At 76.1% G+C, this 17,831-nt stretch carries 9 protein-coding genes; 5 read left to right on the top strand and 4 right to left on the bottom strand.

What is annotated here, in order from left to right; all coding sequences use genetic code 11:
- From GCL84_RS15460 to GCL84_RS15450, 3 genes are all read left to right on the top strand, one after another.
- A partial coding sequence (locus GCL84_RS15460; protein WP_156756171.1) for a type I polyketide synthase occupies positions 1–10,969 on the top strand: 10,969 nt, incomplete at its 5' end.
- A gap of 208 nt (positions 10,970–11,177) precedes the next feature.
- Positions 11,178–12,638: an MFS transporter gene (locus GCL84_RS15455; RefSeq protein ID WP_156756170.1), complete on the top strand. Its 1,461-nt coding sequence runs from the start codon at positions 11,178–11,180 to the stop codon at positions 12,636–12,638.
- Entirely contained in the window at positions 12,610–12,792 is a 183-nt protein-coding gene (locus GCL84_RS15450) for a DUF5302 domain-containing protein (RefSeq protein ID WP_156756169.1), read from the top strand. The genes GCL84_RS15455 and GCL84_RS15450 overlap by 29 nt, the downstream gene beginning before the upstream one ends.
- 42 nt (positions 12,793–12,834) lie before the next feature.
- Here GCL84_RS15450 and GCL84_RS15445 read toward each other — a convergent pair whose 3' ends face one another.
- Positions 12,835–13,623, bottom strand: a complete 789-nt coding sequence (locus GCL84_RS15445; protein WP_156756168.1) for an alpha/beta fold hydrolase — start codon at positions 13,621–13,623, stop codon at positions 12,835–12,837.
- Between the two features lie 90 nt (positions 13,624–13,713).
- Between GCL84_RS15445 and GCL84_RS30980 the strand changes: the two genes are divergently transcribed.
- Positions 13,714–14,004: an Imm1 family immunity protein gene (locus tag GCL84_RS30980; RefSeq protein ID WP_156756167.1), complete on the top strand. Its 291-nt coding sequence runs from the start codon at positions 13,714–13,716 to the stop codon at positions 14,002–14,004.
- A gap of 94 nt (positions 14,005–14,098) precedes the next feature.
- Here GCL84_RS30980 and GCL84_RS15435 read toward each other — a convergent pair whose 3' ends face one another.
- From GCL84_RS15435 to GCL84_RS15425, 3 genes are all read right to left on the bottom strand, one after another.
- The gene (locus GCL84_RS15435; RefSeq protein ID WP_156756166.1) at positions 14,099–14,896 is read right to left on the bottom strand and encodes a MerR family transcriptional regulator; all 798 of its coding nucleotides are present in this window, start codon (positions 14,894–14,896) and stop codon (positions 14,099–14,101) included.
- A 171-nt stretch (positions 14,897–15,067) separates the two neighbouring features.
- On the bottom strand, positions 15,068–15,712 hold the full coding sequence (locus tag GCL84_RS15430) for a response regulator transcription factor (protein ID WP_156756165.1): 645 nt from the start codon (positions 15,710–15,712) through the stop codon (positions 15,068–15,070).
- Positions 15,703–16,926, bottom strand: coding sequence for a sensor histidine kinase (locus GCL84_RS15425; protein ID WP_197523274.1), 1,224 nt, complete (start codon positions 16,924–16,926; stop codon positions 15,703–15,705). Before GCL84_RS15425 ends, GCL84_RS15430 begins: the two co-directional genes overlap by 10 nt.
- A gap of 166 nt (positions 16,927–17,092) precedes the next feature.
- On the opposite strand from GCL84_RS15425, the gene GCL84_RS15420 reads away from it, so the two are divergent.
- Positions 17,093–17,749 carry a DedA family protein gene (locus GCL84_RS15420; RefSeq protein ID WP_156756164.1) on the top strand — a complete coding sequence of 219 codons (657 nt, stop codon included), beginning with the start codon at positions 17,093–17,095 and terminating at the stop codon, positions 17,747–17,749.
- Positions 17,750–17,831 lie beyond the last annotated feature (82 nt).

Genomic DNA, 17,831 nt, shown 5'->3' with positions numbered 1-17,831 from the left:
GGCGCTGGGGATGGACCCGCAGCAGCGGTTGGTGCTGGAGACCGCGTGGGAGGCGCTGGAGCGGGCGGGCCTGCGCCCGGCCGACCTCGCGGGCACCCGCACCGGGGTCTACCTCGGCGCCATGGCCTCGGACTACGGCCACGGGCTCCAAGACCTGGACGCGCTCGACGGGTACGTGGGCACCGGCAAGGCGGGCAGCATCCTGTCCGGCCGCCTGTCCTACACCCTGGGCTTGCAGGGTCCGGCGGTCACGGTCGACACCGCGTGCTCGTCGTCGCTGGTCGCGGTGCACCTGGCGGCGGCGGGCCTGCGCTCGCGCGAATGCGATGTCGCCCTCGTCGGCGGCGTCACCGTGATGAGCTCGCCGTACCTGTTCGTCGAGTTCTCCCGGCTGCGCGCGATGTCGCCGCACGGCCGGTGCAAGAGCTTCTCCGCCGACGCGGACGGCGCCGGGTGGTCGGAGGGCTGCGGTGTCGTGGTGCTCAAGCGCCTGTCCGACGCCCAGCGCGACGGCGACGACATCCTCGCGGTGGTGCGCGGCTCCGCCGTGAACCAGGACGGCCGCTCTCAGGGCCTCACCGCGCCCAACGGCCCCGCGCAGCAGCGGGTCGTGCGCGACGCGCTGTCCTCCGCCGGGCTGACGCCGTCCGATGTGGACGCCATCGAGGCGCACGGCACGGGGACGTCGCTGGGCGACCCGATCGAGGCGGGCGCGCTCGCCGAGGTCTTCGCCGAGCGGACCGAGCCGGTGTGGCTGGGCAGCGCCAAGTCGAACCTGGGGCACACCCAGGCGGCCGCGGGCGTCGTCGGCCTGATCAAGATGATCCTGGCCCTGCGCAACGGCACCCTGCCGCGCACCCTGCACGCGGACACCCCCACCCCGCACGTCGACTGGGACACCGCCAAGCTGGCCCTGCTCACCGAGGCCCAGCCGTGGACCAGGGGCGAGCGGGCGCGCCGCGCGGGCGTGTCGTCGTTCGGACTGTCGGGCACCAACGCCCACGTGGTCATCGAGGAGGCCCCGGCGGCCGAGCCCGCCGAGCTGTCCACCGCGTCGCTTCCGTTGCCGCTGCTGGTCTCCGGGCGTGACCGGGACGCCCTGCGCGCCCAGGCCGCGCGCTGGGCCGACTGGCTCGACGCCAACCCGGTCGACCCGCTGGACGTCGTCCGCACCGCCGCCCTGCGCACCCACCACGCCAGCCGCGCGGCCATCTCGCCCGCCGACATCCCGGCCGCGCTGCGCGCGCTGGCCGACGGTGCGCCCCACCCCGGCCTGCGCACCGGCGACAAGCGCGACGGCACCACCGCGCTGCTGTTCACCGGCCAGGGCAGCCAGCGGCCCGGCATGGGCGCCGGGCTGCGGGCGTTCGCGGTGTTCGCCGCCGCGCACGACGAGGTCGCCGCCGCGCTCGACCCGCACCTGTCCCGCCCGCTCGCCCAGGTGCTCGGCACCGACGCGGTGCACCGCACCGAGTTCACCCAGCCCGCCCTGTTCGCCTTCGAGGTCGCGCTGCACCGGCTCCTGGAGTCCTGGGGCGTGCGCGCCGACGTGCTGCTGGGCCACTCCATCGGCGAGGTCGCCGCCGCGCACGTCGCGGGAATCCTGACCCTGGGCGACGCCGCCCGCCTGGTCGCCGCCCGCGGCGCGCTGATGCAGGCCTGCCCCGAGGGCGGGGCGATGGTCTCGCTGGAGGCCACCGAGGCCGAGGTCCTCGCCGAGATCGAGGGCGAGACCGGGGTCGCCGTCGCCGGGCTCAACGGTCCTCGGCAGACGGTGCTCAGCGGCGACGCCGAGACCGTCTCCGCCGTCGCGGACCGGTTCGCCGGCCAGGGCAGGCGGGTCAAGCGGCTCACCGTGTCGCACGCCTTCCACAGCCCCCACATGGACCCGATGCTGGAGCGCTACGCCGCGGTCGCGGCAAGCTGCGCCTTCACCGCGCCCCGCATCCCCGTCGTCAGCACCGCCACCGGCGAGACCACCGGCCCGGACACCGCGCCGGGCGAGGGCATGCTCGACCCCGCGCACTGGGTGCGCCAGGTCCGCGAGCCGGTGCGCTTCCTCGACGCCGTCCGCGCCGCCCGGGCCGATCGGCACGTCGAGGTCGGCCCCGGCGCGGTGCTCTCCGCCATGGCCGCCGCCTGCCTGCCCGCCACCGCCAAGGTCGCCGCCGCGCTGGCGGGCGACACCGTCGACGAGGTCGCCGCCGTCGCGGCCGGGTTCGCCGAGGCGCACACCGCCGGGGTCGACGTCGACTGGTCCGCGGTCGCCGGCTCCGGCCCCGTCGTCGCGCTCCCCACCTACGCCTTCCAGCGCACCCGCCACTGGGTCGAGCCCACCCGCGGCGCCGACCCGGGCGCGCTCGGCCTGACCCCGGCGGGCCACCCCTGGCTCGGCGCGGTCACCGCCGTCGCGGGCGAGGGCGACCGGCACCTGTTCACCGGCTCGGTCCCGCGCGCCGCGCACACCTGGCTGCGCGACCACACCGTGCTCGGCACGGCCCTGGTGCCCGGCTCCGGCCTGCTCGACCTGGCCGCCTCGGCGGCCCGGCACGTCGGCGCCCCCGGCGTCGGCGAGCTGACCCTGCTCGACCCGCTGACCCTGCCCGCCGACGGCGCCCCGCTGGTGCTCCAGGTCGCCGTCGAGGCGCCCCGCCCGGACGGCGCCCGCCCGGTCACCGTGCACAGCCGGGTCGAGGACGGCTCCGGCCTCGCCGTCTGGCGCAGGCACGCCGAGGGCCACACCGCGACGTCCACGGAGGAATCGGCTGCGGGCTTCGCGGACCTGGCCACCTGGCCGCCCGCCAACACGGAGGAGGTGGACGTCGAGCAGGGCTACACCGACCTCGCCGACTCCGGCGTCGCCTACGGGCCCGCCTTCCGCGGCGTCACCGAGGCGCACCTCGCAGGCACCACCGTCTACGCCGCCGTCCGGCTGCCGGAGGGCCTGTCCGCCGAGGGCTTCGGCGTCCACCCCGCCCTGCTCGACGCCGCCCTGCACGCCGCCGCCGTCGCCGACCCCGGCGGCCCGGTGCGGCTGCCGTTCTCGCTGCGCGGCGTCGTCCCGGGCGCGACCGGCGCGACCGCGCTGCGGGTGCGCCTGGACCGCCACGGCGACGACGTGCGGCTCTGGGCCGTCGACGAGGCCGGGGCCCCGGTGCTGCACGTCGCCGCCCTCGCCACCCGCGCGGTCGACCCGGCCGCGCTGCGCGCGACCACCCACCTCTACGCCCTGCGCGAGACCGAGCCCGCCTCCCCGGTGCACGAGGACCGCCCGCTGTGGGAGTTCACCGGCCTGGACGCGCTGACCGAGCGCCTGGACGCGGGGCAGACCCCGGGCAGGCTGCTCGTCCCCGCCGGGCCCGGCGCCCTGGGCGAGCTGCGCGCCCTGCTGGCAGAGACCCGGCTGGCGGGCGCCGAGCTGGTGTGGCGCACCACCGACGCCACCACCGACCCCGACCAGGCCGCCGTGTGGGGCCTGGTCCGCGCCGCCCGCGCCGAGCACCCGGACCGGGGCCTGCGCCTGGTCGACGCCCCGGCCGGGGCCGACACCGCCGCCGCGCTGTCCCTCGTCGGCGAACCCGAGGTCCTGGTGCGCCCCGACGGGGTGCGCGTTCCCCGGCTCGTCCCCGCCGAGACCGCGGGCCGCCCGCCCGCCCTGTCCACCGGCGTCGTCCTCATCACCGGCGGCACCGGCGACCTGGGCGCCGCGCTGGCCGAGCACCTGGTGCGCGCGCACGGCGCCCGGTCGCTGCGCCTGGTGTCGCGGCGCGGCCCGGCCGCCCCCGGCGCCGAGGAGCTGGCCGCCCGGCTGCGCGCCGAGGGCGCCGCGGTCGAGCTGCGCGCCTGCGACGTCACCGACGCCGCCGCCGTGGCCGAGGCCGTCACCGCGGACGTCACCGCCGTGTTCCACCTGGCGGGCGTGCTCGACGACGCCCTGCTCGGCGCGCAGGACCCGGAGCGGGTCGCCGCCGTCGCCGCGCCCAAGGTCGAGGGCGCGCGCAACCTGCACGCGGCCGTCGCCGGGCTCGACCTCGCCGCGTTCGTGCTGTTCTCCTCGGCCTCCGGCGTCCTCGGTGGCGCGGGCCAGGCGGGCTACGCCGCCGCCAACGCCGCGCTGGACGCCCTGGCCGCCCGCCGCCGCGCCGACGGCCTGCCCGCGCTGAGCCTGGCCTGGGGCATGTGGGACCAGACCGGCGGCATGACCGCCGGGCTGGGGGAGGCCGAGCGCGCCGCGCTGCGCGCCGGTGGCATCGCCCCGCTGACCCGGGAGCAGGGCCTCGACGCCCTGGACACCGCGCTCGGCGGCGGCGCGGACGCCGTGCTCGTCCCCGTCCGGCTCGACCTCGCCGCCCTGCGCGCGGCCGACGACGTCCCGCCGCCGCTGCGCGGCCTGGTGCGCACCCGCGCGCCCCGCCCCGCCGCCGCGACCGGCCTGCGCGACCGGCTGGCCGCGCTGCCCGCCGAGCGCCGGACGGCCGAGCTGACCGCGCTGGTCGCCGCCGAGGCGGGGGCCGCCCTGGGCGGCCGCGCGCTCGCCGCCGACCGGGTGTTCGCCGACGCCGGGCTGGACTCGGTGATGGCGATGGAGCTGCGCGGCAGGCTCGCCGAGGCCACCGGCCTGGCGCTGCCCGCCACGCTGGCCTTCGACCACCCCAGCCCGGCCGCCGTCGCCGAGCACCTGCTCGGCAGGCTCGACCTGGGCCACCGCGCCCGGCCGACCCACGTCGCGGCCCGCGGCGCGGCCGACGAGCCGATCGCGGTCGTCGGCTTGGCGGTCCGGCTGCCCGGCGGGGTCGCCGACCCCGAGGGCTTCTGGGAGCTGCTGGCCGAGGGGCGCGACGCCATCGGGCCGTTCCCGGCGCGGTGGGCGCACCTGGACCTGTTCGACCCGGACCCGGACGTGCCCGGCCGCTGCACCGTGCGCGAGGGCGGGTTCCTCGACGACGTCGCGGGCTTCGACCACGACTTCTTCGGTGTCTCCCCGCGCGAGGCCGTCGCGATGGACCCGCAGCAGCGGTTGGTGCTGGAGGCCTCCTGGGAGGCGCTGGAGCGCGCCGGGGTGCGCCCCGGCGACCTGACCGGCAGCCGCACCGGTGTCTACCTGGGCACCATGGGCTCGGACTACGGCAACGGCCGCACCCTCGCCGAGCTGGACGGCTACTACGGCACCGGCAACGCCACCGCCGTGCTGTCCGGTCGCGTCTCCTACACCTTGGGCTTGCAGGGCCCGGCGGTCAGCGTCGACACCGCGTGCTCGTCGTCGCTGGTCGCGCTGCACCTCGCGGCGCAGGCGCTGCGAGCGGGGGAGTGCGAGCTGGCGCTGGCGGGCGGGGTCACCGTCATGAGCACGCCGACGCCGTTCGTGGAGTTCAGCAGGCTCAAGGGCCTGTCCTCCGACGGCCGCTGCCGCAGCTTCGGCGCGGGCGCCGACGGCACCGGCTGGGCCGAGGGCGCGGGCGTGCTCGTGCTCAAGCCGCTCTCGGCCGCCCAGCGCGACGGCGACCGGGTGCTGGCCGTCCTGCGCGGCTCGGCGATCAACTCCGACGGCCGCTCGCAGGGCCTGACCGCCCCCAACGGCCCGTCGCAGCAGCGGGTGATCCGCGACGCGCTCGCCGCCTCCGGCATCGAGCCGTCCGATGTGGACGCCATCGAGGCGCACGGCACCGGGACGCCGCTGGGCGACCCGATCGAGGCGGGCGCCCTGGCGGAGGTGTTCGGCCCCGGCCGCGCCGCGCCGCTGGCGCTGGGCTCGGTCAAGTCCAACCTGGGCCACACCCAGGCCGCCGCCGGGGTCGTCGGCGTCATCAAGGTGGTGCTGGCGCTGGACAACGAGACGCTGCCCGCCACCCTGGGCGCCGCCGAGCCCAGCCCGCTCGTGGACTGGGCGGGCGGGCGGCTGGCGCTGCTCACCGAGGCCACGCCGTGGCCGCGCGGGCAGCGGGTGCGCCGGGCCGGGGTGTCCTCCTTCGGGCTCTCCGGCACCAACGCGCACGTCGTCGTCGAGGAGGCGCCCGAGCAGGCCGCCACCCCGACCGCCGAGGCCGGTCGGGCGCTGCCCGTCGTCGTCTCCGGCCAGACCGAGGACGCGGTGCGGGAGCAGGCCGCGCGCTGGGCCGACTGGATCGAGCGGACCGGCGCCCCGCTGGCCGACGTCGCCCACACCGCCGCCCGGCTGCGCACCGCGTTCCCGCACCGGGCAGCGGTTGTCGCCGCTGACAGTGCCGAAGCCGTTGCCGCGCTGCGGTCGGTGACCGACGCGCCCGCCGCCCCCGGGGGCGCGCTGGCCGTGCTGTTCACCGGCCAGGGCAGCCAGCGGGCGGGCATGGGCGCCCGGCTGCGCGCGGAGTCCCCGGTGTTCGCCGCCGCGTTCGACGCCGCCGCCGCCGCGCTCGACCCGCACCTGTCCCGGCCGCTGGCCGAGGTGCTCGACAACGCGGACCTGCTGGTGCGCACCGAGTTCGCCCAGCCCGCGCTGTTCGCCGTGGAGGTGGCGGGCTTCCGGCTCGCCGAGGCGCTCGGCGCGCGCCCGACCGCCGTCGCGGGCCACTCGGTCGGCGAGCTGGCGGCCGCGCACGTGGCCGGGGTGCTGTCGCTGGACGACGCCGCCCGGCTGGTCGCCGCGCGCGGCAGGCTGATGCAGGCCTGCCGCCCGGACGGGGCGATGGCCTCGATCCAGGCCGCCGAGGCCGACGTGCTCGCCGCCCTGCCGGGGGGCGCGGCGATCGCCGGGCTCAACGGCCCGCGCCAGACCGTCGTCAGCGGCGACGGCGACGCGGTCGCCGCCGTCGTCGCCGAGTTCGCCGGGCGCGGCGTCCGGACCAAGGCGCTGGAGGTCTCGCACGCCTTCCACAGCCCGCACATGGACGAGATGCTGGACGCCTACGCCGAGGTCGCCCGGTCCTGCGCGTTCGCCGAGCCCGCGCTGACCGTGGTCAGCGCGGTGACCGGCGCCGTGGCTGGCCCCGAGCTGCTCGACCCCGCGCACTGGGTGCGCCAGGTCCGCGAGCCCGTTCGCTTCCTCGACGCCGTCACGGCGCTGGAGGCGCTGGGCGTGCGCCGCTACCTGGAGTCCGGGCCCGCCCCGGTGCTGGCCCCGATGGCCGCCGGGTGCGTCGCCGACGACTCGCCCAGCGCCTTCGCCCCGCTGCTGGGCGCCGACGGCCGCGACGGCCTCGCGCACGCCGCCGCCGCGGTCTTCGGCCTGGGCGTCGACGTCGACTGGGACGCCGCGCTCCCCGAGAGCGCCGCGGCCGCGCTGCCCACCTACGCGTTCCAGCGGGTGCACCACTGGTCCGTCGCCGGCGCGGGCAAGGGCGACCTGGGCGCCTGCGGCCTCGCCGAGGGCGCGCACCCGTGGCTGCCCGCGGTGACCGCCCTCGCCGACGGCGGGCACCTGCTCACCGGCCGGGTGTCCACAATAGACACCCCGTGGCTGGCCGAGCACCGCGTCTTCGGCTCCGCCCTGGTGCCCGGCACCGGCCTGCTCGACCTGGCCATGGCCGCTGCGGCCGCCACCGGGTCCACCGGCGTGGCCGAGCTGGACCTGGCCGCCCCGCTGTCCCTGCCCGAGAACGGCGCGCGGGCGCTGCAAGTCCGCGTCAGCGCCCCCGGGCCCGACGGCCGCCGCGACGTCGAGGTGCACTCGCGCCCCGACGGCGGCGGCGCCTGGACCCGGCACGCCACCGGCGCCATCGCCGACGCGGCCACCGAGCCGCTGCCCGCCCCGGACACCGCCGACCTGCGGGTGTGGCCGGTGCCCGGCGCCGAGCCGGTCGACCTGACCGGCCTGCACGACCGGCTCGCCGAGCGCGGTCTGGACTACGGCCCGGCCTTCCGCGGCCTGGTCGAGGCCGCCAAGCGCGGGCGCACCGCGTTCGGCCGGGTCGTGCTGCCCGCCGAGGCGGGCGCCCCGGACGGGTTCGGCGTGCACCCGGCCCTGCTCGACGCCGCGCTGCACGCGCTCGCCGCCGTCACCCCCGACGGCGGCGAGCACGGCACCGTCCTGCTGCCCGTCGGCTGGACCGGGGTGGCGCTGACCGCCACCGGGGCCACCGAGCTGCGGGTCCGGCTGGAGCTGGCCGACGGTGGCGACGACCCCGTCGCCACCGTGGCCGTCGCCGACGGCACCGGCGCCCCGGTCGCCGCCGCGGCCGGGCTGGCGCTGCGCCGGGTCCGCCCGGAGCAGCTGCGCCCGGCCCCCGAGGTCGCCGAGGACCTCTACCGGGTCGACTTCCGCCCGGTGGCCGACCTCGCGGGCCCGTCCGGCCCGCTCGACGGCGTCGCCGTCGTCGGCGCGGGCCCGCTGGCCGCCGCGCTGGACCTGTCCGCCGACCCGGCCACGGCCCGCGTCCTGCTCGTCGACGCCACCGCGGCCGACGACCCGGTCGGGGCGACCCTCGCCGCGGTGCGCCAGCTCGGGGAGCTGACCGCCACCGCGGCCGAGGAGATCGTCTGGGTCACCCGCGACGCCGTCGCCGCCCGCCCCGGCGACCCGGTCTCGCACCTGGCCGCCGCCCCGCTGTGGGGCCTGGTGCGCGCCGCCCGCGCCGAGCACCCCGACCGCGCGCTGCGCCTGGTCGACCTCCAGCCCGGCACCGGCGCCGAGGGCATCGCCGCCGCGCTGGCGGTCACCGGCGAGCCCGAGCTCGCGGTGCGCGGCGACCAGGTGCTGGCCCCCCGGCTGGTCCCGGTCGACACCGGCACCGCGCTGGCCGCCCCGGCGGGCCCGTGGCGGGTCGACACCGCCGAGCGGGGCAGCTTCGACGCCCTGCGCGCCGTGCCGATCACCCGCGCCGAGCTGCCCGCGGGCCACGTGCGGGTCCGGATCACCGCCGCGGGGGTCAACTTCCGCGACGTGCTCAACGCGCTCGACGTCGTGCACGCCCCGGCCCTGGGCCTGGAGTGCGCGGGCGTGGTCGCCGAGACCGGGCCGGGGGTCAGCGGCCTGGCGGTCGGCGACCGGGTGCTCGGCCTGGGCGTGGGCACCTTCGGCACCGAGGTCGACGTCGACACCCGGCTGCTGCTGCCCACCCCCGCCCACCTGTCCGACACCGAGGCGGCCACCGTCCCGCTGGCCTACCTCACCGCCCACCACGCCCTGGTCACCCTCGCCGGGCTGCGCCAGGGGCAGCGGCTGCTCGTGCACGCCGCCGCCGGTGGCGTCGGCATGGCCGCGGTGCACCTGGCCCGCCACCTGGGCCTGGAGGTGTACGCGACCGCCAGCCCCGGCAAGTGGGCCACGCTGCGCGCCATGGGCGTCCCGGACGAGCGCATCGCCTCGTCCCGGGACACCGGCTTCGCCGAGGCCTTCCTCGCCGAGACCGGCGGCGCGGGCGTGGACGCCGTGCTCAACGCGCTGGCAGGCGAGTTCGTCGACGCCTCGCTGCGGCTGCTGCCCGGCGGCGGGCACTTCCTGGAGATGGGCAAGACCGACGTCCGCGACGCCGAGGAGGTCGCCGCGGTCCACCCCGGCGTCGTCTACCGCGCGTTCGACCTGATGGCGGGCGGCAACGACCGCGTCGCCGCCGAGTTCGCCGCGTTGTCCGCGCTGCCGCCGCGGGTGGTCACCCCGCTGGCGCACACCGCCTACGACGTGCGCGAGGCCCCCGAGGCGTTCCGCTTCATGGCCCAGGGCAGGCACATCGGCAAGCTGGTGCTCACCACGCCCCGCCCGCTCGACCCGGCGGGCACCGCCCTGGTGACCGGCGGCGTCGGCGGCCTGGGCAGGCTGGTGTGCGAGCACCTGGCCCGCGAGCACGGCGTGCGCGAGCTGGTCGTGGCCTCGCGGCGCGGCCCGGACGGGCCCGGCGCCGCCGAGCTGGTGGCCGACCTGGCCGCCCACGGCGCCAGGGTCCGGGTCGTGGCCTGCGACATCGCCGACCGCGACCAGGTCGCCGACCTGGTCGCGGCCGTGCACCCGGCGCACCCGCTCACCGCGGTGGTGCACCTGGCCGCCGTGCTCGACGACGGCGTGCTGGCCAACCTCACCCCGGAGCGCGTGCGCGCCGTCCTGGGCCCCAAGGTGGTCGGCGCCGGGCACCTGCACGAGCTGACCCGCGGCGCCGACCTGGCCGCGTTCGTGCTGTTCTCGTCGCTGGCGGGCACCCTCGGCGCGGCGGGCCAGTCCGCCTACGCCGCGGCCAACGCCCACCTGGACGCCCTGGCCGCGCACCGCCGCGCGCTCGGCCTGGCCGCCACCAGCCTCGCCTGGGGCCCGTGGGCGCCGACCGCCTCCGGCATGACCGCCGGGCTCGGCGCCGCCGACCTGGCCAGGGTGCGCAGGCAGGGCGCGGAGCCGATCGAGGTCGAGCGCGGCCTGCGCCTGCTCGACCAGGCGCTGGCCCGCCCGCACGCCCACCAGGTCCCGGTCCGGCTGCGCCCGGTGGGCGACGACGTGCCCGCGCTGCTGCGGGCGCTCGTCGCGCCCCGGCTGCGGCAGGCCGCGGCGAGCGAGCAGGCGGGCGGCGTCGCCGCCCGGCTGGCCGGGCTCACCGCCGAGCAGCGGGTCGCCGAGCTGACCAAGGTCGTGCGGGCCGAGGCGGGCGGGGTCCTCGGCCACGACGGCGGCGGCCAGGTCGGCGCCGACCGCGCCCTGCGCGACCTGGGCTGGGACTCGCTGATGGCCGTGGAGCTGCGCAACCGCCTGGCCAAGGCCACCGCCCTGGCCCTGCCGACATCGCTGACCTACGACTACCCGACCGCGCACGACATCGCGGGCTACCTCGCCGAGCGCCTCGACGCGCAGGCGCCCGCCGCGGGCTCGACCGACACCGCCCCGGAGGACCCGGTGGCGGCCGCGCACTGGGCCATCACCCGCCTGGGCCCCGACGCCCTGCGCGACAGCGGCCTGCTCGCCCGGCTGCTCGACCTCACCGGCCCGGGCGCGCCCGAGCCCGCCGAGCGCCCGGTCGAGGAGCTCTCCGACGAGGAGATCGACCTCGAGTTGGACGCCGTGCTCGGCTTTGACTAGTGGCTCGGCTCAGGACGTTCGCCGTGTGTCGGCGGGTCCACGGCGTGTCTGGGCGGGGCGCCGGAACGATCGCGTACTGGATGTACTCGGTCGTTCCGGCAACCCGGTCAGGCGCGTCGTGGGCGGGTCGAGACGTGGTGAACGTCCTGGGCTGGGCCGCTAGTTAACGTCTACCCAGCGCCGTTCCCGTTCTGTGAAGGAGTTTCCCGTGTCAGACAACCCCGCCCCCGACCGCAGCCGCTGGGCCGCGCTGGCGGTGGTCGTGCTCGCCGCGCTGCTCGACGGCCTCGACGCCACCGTGGTCACCGTCGTGCTGCCGGTCGTGCAGGCCGACGTCGGCGCCTCCTTCGCCACCGCCCAGTGGACGCTGGCCGGGTACGTGCTGGCGTTCGCGCTGCTGCTGATCACCGGCGGCCGCCTGGGCGACATCTACGGCAGGCGCAAGGTGTTCCTGTCCGGCGTCGCCGGGTTCACGGTGGCGTCGCTGGTCTGCGGCCTGGCCTGGAACGCGGAGCTGCTCGTCGCGGGCCGGGTCGCCCAGGGCGCGGCGGCGGCGCTGATGGTGCCGCAGGTCGTCTCGGTGATCATGACCATGTTCCCGCGCGAGCAGTGGCCGGTCGCCTTCGGCGTGCTCGGCGGCGTGCTCAGCATCGGCACCGTCGGCGGCCCGCTGCTCGGCGGCCTGCTCACCGAGGCCGACCTGTTCGGCCTGGGCTGGCGGGCGATCTTCCTGATCAACCTGCCGCTGTGCCTGCTGGCCTTCGGCGCGGCGGTCAAGCTGCTGCCCGAGCGCAGGTCCGACCAGCCGCTGCGGGTCGACGGCACCGGGGTGGCGCTGCTCGGCCTGGCCGTGCTGGCGCTGATGGTCCCGCTGGTGCAGGGCCGGGAGCTGGGCTGGCCGTGGTGGTCGATCGCGCTGCTGGTCGCCTCGGTCGGGCTGTTCGTCCTGTTCGGACGCAGCCAGGTGCGCAGGCACGCCAAGGACGCCTCGGCGCTGGTGCCGCCCACGCTGTTCCGCAGCCGCTCGTTCACCCTGGGCCTGGCGGTGACGTTCCTGGCGTTCACCGGCATCGGGTCGCTGTTCCTGGTCCTGACCTACCACCTGCAGAGCGCGCTGGGCTGGTCGGCGCTGCGCACCGCGCTGGCCACGGCGGCGTGGCCGCTGGGCATCGCCGCCACCTTCCAGATCGCCTGGCGGGCGGGCGCGGGTCGCGAGCGGCGGTTCGTCGGCATCGGCTCGTCGCTGATGGGCGTCGGCGCGCTGAGCCTGCTGGTCCTGGTGGACACCGCGGGCGCGTCGGTGACGGTGTGGCAGATCAGCCTCGCCGAGTTCGTCATCGGCTGCGGCATGGGCCTGACCTCCCCGGTGCTCACCGCGCTCGTGCTCGGCGAGGTCCCGCAGACCGACGCCGGGTCCGGCTCCGGGGTGGTCAACGCCGTCATCCAGTTCGGCTCGGCGGCGGGCATCGCCGTGCTCGGCACCATCTACTTCGGACTCCTGACGAGCGTGGCCGCGCCGGACGCGGCCCCGCTCGCGCTCTGGTACAACGTCGCGGCCTTCGCCGTGACCGCCGTGGCCAGCCGCTTCCTGCCCGGCGCCCCCAAGACCGAGACCGCCCCCACCGCGAATGGAGAAGAGAATGGCGAACAAGTCCCCGCGCACGCCTGACACCGACGAGATCAAGCGCCGCTTCGCCTCGACGCTCGCCCGCAAGCGCGACGCGGCGAACCACGGCCCCGACCACACCGACGGCGGCTCCAAGGTCGGCCGGTCGCAGACCACGACCCCCGCCCAACAGGCCTTCCGCCGCAAGACAGGCTGACCCGAGGAGCCCCGCCAACGCTGCCGTTGGCGGGGCTTCTCGTCATGTCAGCGGGTGACGGCGCAGGAAGTCGACGACCTCGGCGCTCGCCCGCTCCCGGAACTCCTCGAAGTAGGCGTGCCGGGCCCCCTCGATCAGCACCAGCTCGGCCCCGGGCACCAGGTCGGCGAGGAACCGCGCGTTGCCCACCGGGCTGAACCTGTCCTCGGTGCCGTGCAGCACGAGCGTCGGCGCGGCGACCCCGCCGAGCCAATCCCACGCGTCGTGCGCCTCGCTGGCCCGGCGGTGCCCCACCCTGGCCGCGTTCGACATCCAGGTGTCGCCCAGCACGTGCCACGGCCCCCGGTGCCGGTCGACGAACGCGCGCGTGAACATCAGGTCCAGCAGCACCACCCCGCCCTTGGGCCCGCGCAGCGACCGCAGCACCTCCGGCTCGGCGACCAGCCCACCCGCCCCACCCGGCGAGGTGCACCCCAGCACGAGCGCCCCCAGCCGCTCCGCGTGGTCGACCGCCAACCACTGCGCGACCTTCCCACCCATCGACGTCCCGTAGACGTGCGCGCGCTCGACCCCCAACGCGTCCAGCACCGCCACGACGTCCCGGGCGAACCGCCGGGTGCTGTACCCGCCCCCGCCCGGCTCGCCGCTCTGCCCGGTCCCCACGGTGTCCACCGCGATGGTCCGGAACGACCCGGAGAAGTCCGCCCGGACCGGGTCCCACCACCGCCGCGCGTTCGCCTGCCCCGCCAGCAGCACCAACGGCTCCCCGTCCCCGACGACGTCGAAGGCGATCGCGGCGCCGTCCTCGGCGCGGGCCGTGTCAGTGGTCACCTGTTCTTCCGTTTCGTTCGTTCAAGCACCACCGATGGTCCTTCGGCGATCCTACGCCTCGAAGCCGCCCCTGATGGCCGGTCGCGCCCCATGGCGAATGGTGGGAAGGTCACCGTCGCGGTGTGGTCGAGGCGTCGGAGTGCCCAAGCGATGCTGGGGCGTGCGGTGGCGGGGTCGAGTCGGGCGGAGGTGACGGGCGGTGGGCTTGCTCGCCGAGGGCCAGCACACCCTGACCGCGGTCGGGTCCGCAGTCCGGCAGGTGCGCGCCACCTCAGTGAAGTGGCCGCTGACACCGAAGTCCCCATCGACGTCGTCCGTCGCGGCCCGCACGAATTCCTCGCCACCGGCACCCGCCCCTCAGTCGTACACGAGGACGCTTGATCGCCCATCGCAACACCACGGCACCAACTACCTCAGATCCTCGCCCTCGCGCAGCATTACCTCGCGCGTCTCGCCCAAGCCAAGGAGGTGGCGTTCACGCCTGGCGAATCCCTTGCTCTTGTTCGCCGGGCGCTCGTCCCGGCCGCTCCTCGCGCCGCGCCTGCTGGACCAGCTCGGCCAAGTTCTGCCGGATGCGACCCAGGACGTCCTGCTGGGCGGTGTTGTAGAGGTCGGTGATGGCCATGTCGATGGTGTTCGAGGTGAACCGCTGGCTGTGCGGGGCGTCCGGGCCCACCTCGCTCAAGGCCGGGTACTCCCGGAGGACCTCGAGCACGCGCGGCAGCATGCGCTCGGCCAGGTCCCCCCTGGCCTGCTCGTCGGCGTCGGCGGGCAGTTCGTCGAACTCCGCGTCGAGCGGGTCGGTCCCCTCCGCGCGCAGCAGCGACCCGTAGGCCTCGAGCGAGCGCGGGCCGAGCACCCGGGTCATGGCGAGGACGAACGACCGGTCGGCCTCGGACAGGTCGGCGTTGGCGGTGGCCTCGGCCAGTTCGGCGGGCAGGTCGGTCGGGGCGCCCCCGTCCAGGATCACGCCCAGCTCCGCGCGCACCCGTCGCAGCCGCTCGATGGTCGCGGCCAGCTCGGCGTCCAGCGCGCGCAGCTCCTCCTCGGGCCGCTGGTCGGCGTCGTCCATGGTCGCGATCTGCGCCAGCGAGAACCCCAGCTCCGACAGGCGCTTGATCCGCAGCACCCGCACCAGGTGCGTGACGCTGTAGCTCTTGTAGCCGTTGGCGCGGCGCTCGGGCTCGGCCAGCAGGCCGACCTCGTGGTAGTGCCGCACCGCCCGCAGGGTCGTGCCCGCCAGGTCGGCCAACTGCTTGGTGCTCCACGCCACGACCGCTCCCCGACCAGGTGGTGCCCGCCACATCGCTTTGAGTGTGCCGCACCGGCCGAGCGTGTGCTGGACCCACCACAGCGGAGGGAGCGCCATTGCCGTCAGGAGCTCACCGCCTGGGTGCGCGACCTCTACTCCGACAACGGCCCGCGACGGGCCGAGCCCGGGTCCTCAGCTCCCGAGGTACTTGACCACGGCGACGACGCGCCTGCTCAGACCGGTGGACCCGGTGAGCCCCAGCTTGTCGAAGATCGCGTTGATGTGCTTCTCCACCGCGCTCTGGGAGATGTGCAGCGACCCCGAGATGCTGGCGTTGGTCAGACCCTCGGCCATCAGGCGCAGCACCTGCTGCTCCCGCTGGCTCAGGGTCTCCACCGGATTCGCGTGGGATGTCCTGGTCAGCAGTCGCCGGACGACCTCGGGGTCGAACGCCGTGCCGCCCGCCGCGACCCGGTCCAGCGCGTCGAGGAACTCGTCGACCTGGGCGACCCGGTCCTTGAGCAGGTAGCCGACACCGCCGGAGACGTTGGTGATCAATTCGGTGGCGTAGCGGTTCTCCACGTACTGGGACAGCACCAGCACCGCTGTGCCCGGGAACTCGTCGCGGATCCGCAACGCGGCGCGCAGGCCGTCGTCGTCGAAGTCCGGTGGCATCCGCACGTCGGTGACGACGATGTCGGGGCGGTGGCGGGCGGTGGCGGCCAGCAGTTCGACGGCGTTGCCCACGGCCGCGACGACGTCGTGGCCCTCCTCGGCCAGCAGTCGGACCAGGCCCTCGCGCAGCAGGGTCGAGTCCTCGGCCAGGATCACCCGCACGGCAGCTCCGCCCGGACGACGGTGGGACCGCCCGCAGGACTGTCCACTGTGAACCTCCCATCCACGGCGGCGACCCGCCGGGCCAGGCCGGACAACCCGGTGCCCGAGGGATCGGCGCCCCCTCGGCCGTCATCGGTGATCGTCACCGTCACGTGGTCCCCCGTCGCGGCCACCGACACGACCACGACGGAGGGGGCGGCGTGCTTGGTGGCGTTGTTCACCGCCTCCGACGCCACGAAGTAGACCACTGTCTCCACAGTCGAGGGCAACCGGCCGGCCAGCGCGACTTCCAGTCTGACCGGGACGCTGGACCGCTCGGCCAGCGCCTCGAGGGCGGCGGGCACCCCGCCACCGTCCAACGTGCTCGGGTAGACGCGCAGCGCGACCTCCCGCAGTTCGCTGATGGTCTCCTGCGCGACGGCCTGGGCCTGCTCGAGGAGGTCGTGAGACGCGGTGCCGCCCGGCGAGGCCCGGCGGGCCCGGCCGATGAGCAGTCCCAGGGCCACCACCCGCTGCTGCACGCCGTCGTGCAGGTCGCGCTCGATGCGCCTGCGCTCGTCGTCGATGGCCTCGATCACGTCCGCCCGCGTCGTCGTCAGGTCGACGACGCGCCTGCGCAACAGCGCCTGGTCGGAGTAGCCGAGCACCTCGATGGCCAACCAGCGGTCCAGACTGCCCACGGCGAGCACGCCCACCGCGGTCACGAAGGTCAACATCAGGCCCGGCGGCGCGGCGATCGCCAGGAGCGACAGGTCGACTCGGCCCTCCGCGTTCTCGATCAGCCCCCACCCGCCGTCGAGCGCCCACGCGGAGAGCATCGAGCCCGCCACCACCAAGAACACCGTCAGCAGCATCAGGACACCCGCGCCCAGCCCGCCGACCAGCCAGCGCAACCCCAGGTAGCGCTTGCACCGCTCGGCCGTCAGCGCCCGCGCGTGGACGGGTCCGTGGAATCGGCGGACGCGGCGCAGGTGCAAGCCGGTGAGAGAGCGCGCTCGGTTGTCAACGACTCGCGCGCGTTCAGCCGATCCCGGCAGCCACGACAACGCCCAGAGCAGCGTCCGCGCGCACAGGAACGCGACCTCGAGAAAGCTCAGGACCCCGCCTGCGACCAGGCTGACCACGGCCCGCAGCCAGCGCGACGCGACCGCACGCGCGCTCAACTCCTCGGTGGGCACGCGACCATTCGGCGAGCCAGCGTCGTCCAGGTGCACCAGACGAAACTAGCCGAGCCCACGCAGGCGCGGACTGCGGTTTACCGCAGTGCGCGCGCTGCGGTTCGCCACACCCGAGCTGGGTGGGAAGCCGCATTGGCTGTGTTGTCGGTTCTTCATAACGTTGGCGGCACAGCAAACGGTTGACATTCAAGGGGATCGCACCATGTACGGATTGCCGCCCATAGCCGAGAACGCCCCGCCGAGGCTCGACGGTATCGCCGGATGGGCTGTTGGGCTGATGGAGGCGCTTGGTGGCCCGGGAGCGGCGCTGGTGGTGGGAGCCGACAACCTGTTCCCGCCGATCCCCAGCGAACTCGTGCTCCCCCTGGCGGGCTTCTCCGCCAATCAGGGGTCGTTCTCCTTGGCTGAGGCATTGATCTGGACCACGGTCGGCTCTGTCGTCGGCGCGGTGATCGTCTACCTGCTCGGGGCGCTGCTCGGTCGGGAGCGGACCAGGGCGCTGGTGACCAAGATCCCGCTGATGAAGGCGACGGACTTCGACCGGGCGGAGGCGTGGTTCGCCAAGCACGGCGACAAGGCCGTGTTCCTCGGCCGCATGGTGCCGCTGTTCCGCAGCGTCATCTCACTGCCCGCGGGCGTCGAACGCATGGGCTGGGTCAAGTTCGTCACCCTGACCACCTTGGGCAGCCTGATCTGGAACACGGTCTTCGTCATGGGCGGCTGGTACCTCGGCGCCAACTGGCACCTGGTCGACGACTACGCGGGCGTCTTCCAGAAGATCGTCATCGTGGCCGTGCTGGTGGCTGTCGGGCTGTTCGTGGTCGTGCGGCTGCGCGGCCGCGAGCGCGACACGGCCTGACAGGACCCGGTCGGCGCCCCGGGCGTGGTGAGCCGGTGAGCCACGACGATCTTGGTGCGCCGGCAGGGACCGCCGTCATCGA

This window comes from Actinokineospora pegani (assembly GCF_009745975.1).
GTDB lineage: Bacteria > Actinomycetota > Actinomycetes > Mycobacteriales > Pseudonocardiaceae > Actinokineospora > Actinokineospora pegani.
This window is presented reverse-complemented; position numbering and strand designations above follow the sequence as displayed.